1 protein-coding gene is annotated in these 477 nt (G+C 55.8%); it reads left to right on the forward strand.

Going from position 1 to position 477, the window contains the following annotated elements:
- A partial coding sequence (locus H7I41_RS07355; RefSeq protein WP_264011925.1) for an Ig-like domain-containing protein occupies window positions 1-477 on the forward strand: 477 nt, incomplete at both ends.

The following is a 477-nucleotide window of genomic DNA, read 5'->3' on the forward strand; positions in this document are numbered from 1 at the left end:
CGGTAAGAACGACGGAAGCACCATTACGAAAGACGTCACCGTCACCATTTCCCCTGTTGTACCGACAGATAACGGTGCTCCGGTGGTTGGTGATCCCGCGTACTCGATTGATCGGTTGGATCCTTCAACCGGTCAGGTCACCGGATCGCTACACGTCACAGACCCCGACGGAGACCGGCTCACATATACTCTGAACAGCCCGCCTTCCGTAAAGGAAGGCCGTGTCATCATCGACATAAACACCGGTGATTGGACCTTCACGCCATCAACCACTGCCCTTATGAGTGCATGGGACAAGAACGCGCCGAAGGTCGTTCCCTTCGGCATCACCGCGAGTGACGGCGAGAAGTCAGTCATCGTAACAATCGTCGCGACAGTGGTGCCCTCCCGTGACGCACTGATCAACAGTATTGAGTACACGGGCAGTCGTCCATCTGGGGTAGCAGTTGCACCTGACGGGCGGATTTATGTCATCAA

Origin of the sequence: [Mycobacterium] manitobense, from assembly GCF_025821665.1 — a bacterium.
Taxonomy (GTDB): domain Bacteria; phylum Actinomycetota; class Actinomycetes; order Mycobacteriales; family Mycobacteriaceae; genus Mycobacterium; species Mycobacterium arseniciresistens.